The organism is Bacillota bacterium (assembly GCA_040754675.1).
Lineage (GTDB): Bacteria > Bacillota > Limnochordia > Limnochordales > Geochordaceae > Geochorda.
The window spans coordinates 1-6901 of sequence record JBFMCJ010000215.1; the positions used below are offsets into that span (position 1 = coordinate 1).

Annotated in this window: 4 protein-coding genes and 2 pseudogenes; 2 read left to right on the plus strand and 4 right to left on the minus strand. The window is 66.2% G+C overall.

Translation table 11 applies throughout. The annotated features are described in order from the left end of the window. Positions 1–186: 186 nt before the first annotated feature. Positions 187–450 (plus strand): annotated as a pseudogene (locus AB1609_12840) (IS256 family transposase). 256 nt (positions 451–706) lie between these two features. After that, positions 707–2341 carry a PucR family transcriptional regulator ligand-binding domain-containing protein gene (locus tag AB1609_12845; protein MEW6047347.1) on the plus strand — a complete coding sequence of 545 codons (1635 nt, stop codon included), beginning with the start codon at positions 707–709 and terminating at the stop codon, positions 2339–2341. Positions 2342–2406: 65 nt separating this feature from the next. On the opposite strand, the gene AB1609_12850 is transcribed toward AB1609_12845, so the two are convergent. The 4 genes and pseudogenes from AB1609_12850 to AB1609_12865 all read right to left on the minus strand — a co-directional run. Then, positions 2407–5229 carry an FAD-binding protein gene (locus AB1609_12850; protein MEW6047348.1) on the minus strand — a complete coding sequence of 941 codons (2823 nt, stop codon included), beginning with the start codon at positions 5227–5229 and terminating at the stop codon, positions 2407–2409. A 224-nt stretch (positions 5230–5453) separates the two neighbouring features. Beyond that, positions 5454–6092 (minus strand): saccharopine dehydrogenase NADP-binding domain-containing protein, encoded by a 639-nt coding sequence (locus AB1609_12855; GenBank protein MEW6047349.1) that lies wholly within the window; start codon positions 6090–6092, stop codon positions 5454–5456. 42 nt (positions 6093–6134) lie between these two features. Beyond that, positions 6135–6511 (minus strand): annotated as a pseudogene (locus tag AB1609_12860) (electron transfer flavoprotein subunit alpha/FixB family protein). An 8-nt stretch (positions 6512–6519) separates the two neighbouring features. Next, positions 6520–6901, minus strand: a 382-nt coding sequence (locus tag AB1609_12865) for an electron transfer flavoprotein subunit alpha (GenBank protein ID MEW6047350.1), incomplete at its 5' end; no start/stop codon positions are given.

A 6901-nucleotide genomic window follows, 5' to 3' on the forward strand; every position in this document is an offset into this window, starting at 1 on the left:
CCTGGTCCTCCTGGCCGAGCCCAGAAACTGACAGGTGTAGTTACACGCGGAGAAATTTCCAGCCGGAAAATCATTGGGAGAAGCCCGTCTACGCCTTACGTCTCCCTACAAACTGTCGAACTCGGGTGTTGGACTGTTAGCCAATCAGGTGGCAACGTGCCACAGGCAGAAGGCCCCAACGGTACTCAGGTTGGGCTGCCGGACTTGCTCGCTCGCAGCCTGCGATCCACCAACGTTATGGAGTCGGCTTTCGACGCCGTGCGCACGGTTGCCCGTAACGTGAAGCGTTGGCAGAACGGCGAGCAGGTACTGCGGTGGACGGCGGCGGGCCTACTGGAAGCTGAGTCCCGGTTCCACCGCACTGCTGGCTACCGTGATATTCCCTTTCTAGTCCAAGCTCTCCAGAAAGAGGTGTTCCCAGATGCATCCAGGGAGGTGAAAGCGGCCTAAAGAACGAGCGAGGACCCGCCACGAAAATCCACAACGTTCAGGACAAACCCCGCCCCCTCACAGCCGCGCAGGAGTAGAGCCGCCACACGGTGGGGTGGTATCCGGCAAGCCGCAGGCCTTTTAAACCCCAACGCCAAGGAAGCAACGCAACCATCCCTGTGTGGCGTGCTATAAACAAACGCATACAGTCTTGCAGGGTCTCCAAGCCGGGCAGGGGATCGCTGTCCCGCAGCGAACAGTACACGCGGGTGATAACGTGCTGACGGTCGCTGAAGCGCTGGGTATCGGTATCATGCAGAGGGCACGCGTGATCGCCGGCGCGGGCGGCCTTGACCGGGCCATCCGGACCATAACTGTGATGGATACCCCTGACATCAAGAACTGGCTCCGGGGCGGAGAACTGTTACTGTCCAACATCTTTGTGCTCAAGGACAACCCCGACGAACAGGTCCGCCTGATCCAGGACCTGGCCGATCGCGGCGCGGCCGGGCTGGGCATCAAACTCAAGCGGTACGTGGAGTTCATCCCCGCCCGGATGGCAGAACTCGCCGACGGGCTTAACCTGCCCCTCATCGAAATGCCCGTTGACTGCGCCTGGATAGACGTTATGGTCCCGCTGTACACCGAGATCATCAACCGGCAGGCGGTCCGCCTGAGCCGGGCGCAGGAGATCCACGATACGTTCACCCGAGCCGCCCTGGAGGGCCGGGGGATCCAGGGCGTTCTGGACCTGCTTTCCTCCCTCACCCGTGCACGGGCCGCCGTGGCTGATCCGGAGGGTAAAATCCTGGCCGCTTCCCCGTCCCGATCGTGGGAGGAAGCGGAGTTGAAGGAGGAACTGGGAAGGACAGCGGGAGGGGAACCGGGCGCCGCGGGTGGGAAAGAAGACCTCCGGGTCCTACCGGTGAGGGCAGGCAAGCGCCTGCACGCTTACGTTTTGCTGAAGGCATCAGGCCCCGTCGGTGATGTCGAGTCCACCGCCCTGGAACACGCGGTGACCGTCCTGGCCCTGGAGATGGCCAAGCCGCAGGCCGTCACCGAGGTGCAACGCCGGTTCCAGAACCAGTTCCTCTGGGACCTCTTGAGCAGAAACGTCACCTCCATGGAAGCCCTGGAGTCGCGGGCCCGGCACGCCGGCATGAACGTCTCCTCGAGCTACGTGGTGATGGTCTTCGACATAGACGACTTCGAGCGTTATTGCGTGAAGGTATCCCGAGACGAGGCAGCCGCCCAGGAAGTGCGGGAGCGATTTGTGCAGAGGGTACGGGCGTCGGCAGCCTTCCACGTTCCGGCCAGCCTCTGCATGGACCTCAGCGACAGCGTGACGGTGCTGGTACCCGCAGACTCCCTCTCTCGGGGCGAGATCAACCGGCTGGCGGCCGCCATCAGAAACGAGGCCCTCGGGACCCTGCCGGGGCTCACGGTTTCCGTGGGGATCAGCCGTCCGTGCCAGGGCGCACTTCAGCTTCCCGTAGCCTACCGGGAAGCCCGCCAGGCCGTTGACCTGGGCAAGGAACTGAAGGGGCCCGGCCACGTGACGGCCTTCGGGGAACTGGGCAGCTACCGCGTCCTCCTCATGCAGGGGAACCGGCCCGAGGTCGACAGTTTCTGTCGCGAGATGTTGGGGCCTCTCCTCGAATCGGAGAGGAGGCGGCCCGGCCTCATCCAAACGCTGGATACCTTTTTCCGGTGCAACTGCGATCCCGTCCGGTGCGCCAGCGAGCTCTTCGTCCACCCCAACACGGTTCGCTATCGCCTGCGGAAAGTGGAAGCGCTCTGCGGGGTTTCCCTGGACAACCAGGAAGACCGCTTTAACCTTCAACTGGCGCTCAAACTCCACCGAGTCATGCGCCCAGGGAGCTCAGGGGCCAGCGCTGTGCTCCCGGCCTGAGCGCGGCCCGCAGGCCGCAGTGCAGGACGGAGGCACCGCGTGCGGCACCCCTGCTCCCCGGAGGTCTACAGCAGGCGCACGGTGGGGCAGAGGATGCTGTCGGGATCCAGCTGCCGCTTCAGCCGCGTGACGAGGTCGCGCGTTGCCGGATGGTAGGCCGCCTTCGGGTGCCAGGGAATCACCTCCGGCTCCAGGCTGTCGTGCCAGCCGTAAAGGCCCAGGCCGCCGTTGCCACCCAGCATCTGTTGCCATCGGTGGAGGAGTCCGCGGATTTCCGGCCCCGGCCCCTCCAGCATGAGGTCGATGGTACCCAGGAAGCAGCAGGCGTTCAGGGTCACGCGGCACCCGCCGCCGACACCCGTGCGGTATAGATCCTCGGCAACGGCGGGCAGCACCGACGGGGGCACCAGAACGTACCCCACGGCCCACCCGGGAGGGCCTGGTGGCGTGCACGCGTCGGCGGCGGCGTTGAGTTGGCGACACCACGCCGATCCCGCACGCTGCCTCACGGTATCCCAGGCTTCCTCCGCCTGTGCCTCCGGGAGAACATGCACCTCTAAATGGTGGAGATGGGCCCGCTCGTGCACCTGTTGCGTCCACCAGGCGACGTCCTCTTCAAAGCCGGCCAGGCTGATCAGGAGCATCCAGGCGTCTCCGTCCGACCCGGGCGATAGCAGCTGGACGGGGGCGTCGCAGCCGCAGCGGGACAGATCTCTGAGGAACACCTGAAACTCCGTGGCCCGGCGCGCCGTCGTTGCGAGGGTGCACCGGGTCTCCGGGCGGGGCCAGAGGCGCACGGTGGCTTCCAGCAGGATTCCCAGGGCTCCCCAGGAACCGCACAGCAGGTGCGTCACGTCATAACCGCTCACGTTCTTTACGCTTTGACCGCCTACGCGGCAGATTCGCCCCTGGCTGTCCAGGAAGGCGAGCCCCAGCAGGTTGTCGCGTGTGGCACCGTAACGGGGGCGCTCCGGGCCGGAGGCGTTCGTGGCGATTTCTCCTCCTAGGGTGGAGCGGGGTGAGCGCCAGCAATCCACGGGGTACATGCAGGGGCCGGCGGTACCCAGCGCACGATCGAGTTCCCCGGGGTGGCACCCCGCCTGCACGGTGGCACTGAGGTTCTCCAGGGTGACGTCCTCGACCTTATGCAACCCGGCCGTAGAGACTGCCACGCCGCCGACAAAGGGTGCAAATGCCGTTCTGACCAGCTCCCCGGTGCCCACGGGCCACACCGGGACGCCGTGAGCAGCCAGCACCCTGACCGTTTCCGCCAACTCCTCGGTGGTGGTGGGGAGAACCACCGCGGCGGGGCGGTGCTTTCCCCCGAACCCGAACGCGGCCATCTGGGCGTCCTCCGTGACCAAACGCACTCCCAGGGCCTGGTCGAGTTCGCGCAAGGCCCGTTCAGTATCCCCGCGGCTGTGGGGTTTCGCCCGCTCCGGGGCAGAGTGCAGGGGCCTTGAGCCGACCTCGAGCCGTGCCGGAGCGGGCTCATCCTCCAGGTTCGGGACCAGCTTCCCCGGGTTCAGCTGCCACTTCGGGTCAAAGGCCAGTTTGATTCTCCTGAAGTAGTCGATCGTGGAGCAAGAAAAGGTAAGCGGCATGAACTCTAGTTTCTCCGTGCCGATCCCGTGCTCACCGGTGAGCGTCCCGCCCAGCCGTAATGCTTCGCCCACCAGAACGCGGCTCACTTCCAGGGCACGTTCCAGTTCCCCGGGGCGGCGGTCATCCAGGAGGACAGCCGGATGGAGGTTGCCGTCCCCCATGTGCCCGAGCAGGGAGATGGGCAGGCTGGTCTGTCGGATCAGTTCGGCCACCTTGCGGAACATGTCCGGGACGCGGTGACGGGGGACGGTGACGTCCAGGGTCAGGTAGGTGGGTTTGAGTCTGCCGTACATGCCAGCGGATGCCCTGCGGGCCGCCCAGAGCCTTTCCCTTTCCAGGGGATCGGTGGCAGAGCGGATGGCGGTTCCACCCGCTTGCCGGGCGATCTGTTCGGCAAGGAGGAGCTGCCGGGGCAGGGCGGGGCCCGGGCCGTCCACCTCAACCAGCAGCATGGCCTCCGCGTCGGTCGGCAGACCCAGGTGAAGCTGTTCCTCGGCGAGGCCGATGTCCAGACGCCCCATGATCTCCAGGGCAGCGGGCAGCATGCGTGCCGCGATCAGATGGGAGATGGCCTCGGCCGCCTGCTCCATGCTGGAGAAGAACGCCAGCATGGTACCATGCTGTCTGGGCAGCGGGGTCAACCGCAAGGCCAACCTAGTTATGAATGCCAGTGTTCCCTCACACCCCGCGAGCAGGCTGGTCAGTTCCAGCAGGGGTCGGGGGAGGTCGGGGCACGGTACCGGGTTTTCCAGTTGACCGAGCGCGGCGACAGTCCCGTCGGGCAGGACGAGTTCGAGGCCCATGACGTGTTGCCGGCTCACCCCGTACCTGGCAGCGCGCGGCCCACCGGCGTTCTCGGCAACGTTGCCCCCCAGAGTCGACACCGCCTGGCTCGCCGGGTCGGGGGGAAACATTAGATTCCACCCGGCGGCGGCGCGCTGCAAATCCAGATTGGTTACCCCGGGCTCTACCACGGCCACGCGGTCCTCCGGGTCCAGTACAAGGATGCGGTTCATACGGGTGAGAGCAACCACCACGCCGCCGGAGACGGGTACCGGGCCGCCGCTCAGGCACGTGCCCGCACCCCGCGGGATGACCGGCACTCCCTGGCGATAGCACAGGGCCGTCACCGACGCCAGTTCGTCACGGTTTCCCGGGAATACCACTAGGTCAGGGAGGCCCTCCGCCATCCCGCCGTCATAGGCGTAAGCCTCTCGTGCGAGGCGGCTCGTCAGCACCCACCGGTGTCCCACTATGCGGCCGATCTCACGTTCTAAAGCCATCGGCTCCCCCTCCTGGCGGGCACCCCTTGGCTGAACCCCTGCCGCCCTGACGCGTGGCGCCTCTCGTGGCAATGGGTCAAACCGGAGTATAATGTGTTTCCCCGAAGGATGCAAAGGGCCACCCAGGCCACCCCGGCGGCGCGCGGAGGCCGCGACACGATATCGGCGCCAAGCGGCCGGGAACGTCCTCGTCGCCCACCGGGGTGCACACCTTCCGCCGCCGCTCACTCCTCCTCGAAGCGCTCCGTGATGGTCATGCCGGGCCTGCCCAGTTCCGCGCGCAACTCCTCATACAGGGCGGCCTCCGCAAACACCTTCTCCAGCGGGGCCACCCCCTGCTCCCCGATCCGACCGCGCAGCAGCATGCCGAGCGGCGGACGGGGATGCAGAGGCAGTCCTCCGCCATAAATGACACCCTCTGAAACACGGTCGAGCCTGGCCGCCCCCTGCCCTACCAGGGCGTCCGTCAGCCCGGGCGCCACCCCGCACCCCAACAGCGTTACCCCCGCCCTCACGGCCCGGTCGTGATAGGTAAAGATGTCGAAACCTTCTGCCGACTCGGTCAGATCCGCCAGAGAAACCCCCGCCTCTATGGCCGCCTCCGTGACCCGGGCCACCGCCGCCACCGGGTAGGCGCCCGCCACCAAGTCTGCCCCCCGCATGGCATCCACCAGACCACGGCGGTTCCAGACGTCGAGGACCATACCTTCGCAGCGGTCGGGCCCAAGGCGGCGTACCGCTTCCCCCACGCGGCCGGGGTCGATATCCGCGATCACCACGCGTTCAGCGATCCCGTGCTTCAGAAGGTCGCTCGGAATAGCGGGGCCCATGAGGCCCGCACCAAGCACCAATACCCGTGCCATCGGCCACCCTTCCTCCAAAATGCTGCCGTGCGGTTGCCTGTCTCACCGTTTCTGTCTTCGCAGTGTTTCCATCAGGGCCGGGACCACCTCGAACAGGTCGCCCACGATACCGTAGTTGGCCAAGTTGAAGATGGGTGCCTGCGGGTTCTTGTTGATGGCCACGATCACGTCTGACGAACTCATCCCCGCCAGGTGCTGGATGGCACCGGAAATCCCCACCGCAATGTACACCTTGGGCGCCACCGTCTTGCCCGTCTGCCCCACCTGGTGGTAGTAGGGAATCCACCCCGCATCCACCGCCGCCCGCGAGGCACCCACCGCACCACCCAAGAGACGCGCCAGCTCGAAAAGCGGGAGAAGTGCTCGGGCCCACCCAGACCCCACCCCCCAACAATCACGTCACCATCCTCCAGCTTCACCGTCTCCGTCACTTCCTCAGCATACTCAAGCAAACGGTCCGACTGAGCAAACGGCAACCATCCACCGGAAAGATGATCGCCTCGCCCCGACGCGAGAAGTCAGGAGCCAGGGGACGGAATACCCGGGGACGCGCCGTGGCCATCTGGGGACGGTGGTGCGGACATACCACCACCGCCATCAGATTGCCCCCAAAGGCCGGCCGCGTCTGCACCAGTACGCGACGCCCAGGACCAATGTCCAGCCCCGTGCAGTCCGCCGTAAGCCCCGTGCCCAGCCGCGCCGCCAGCCGCGGAGCCAGGGACCGGCCCAGCGCCGTGGCACCAAACAGGAATATCTCCGGCTTCCGCTCCCGCACCAGGTCCGCAAGAGCGGCCGTCACCGGCTCCTCA

Coding starts and splice junctions, on each gene's coding strand:
- AB1609_12850 (MEW6047348.1), bottom strand. CDS start 5,229: ATGGCTTTAGAACGTGAGATCGGCCGCATAGTGGGACACCGGTGGGTG.
- AB1609_12855 (MEW6047349.1), bottom strand. CDS start 6,092: ATGGCACGGGTATTGGTGCTTGGTGCGGGCCTCATGGGCCCCGCTATT.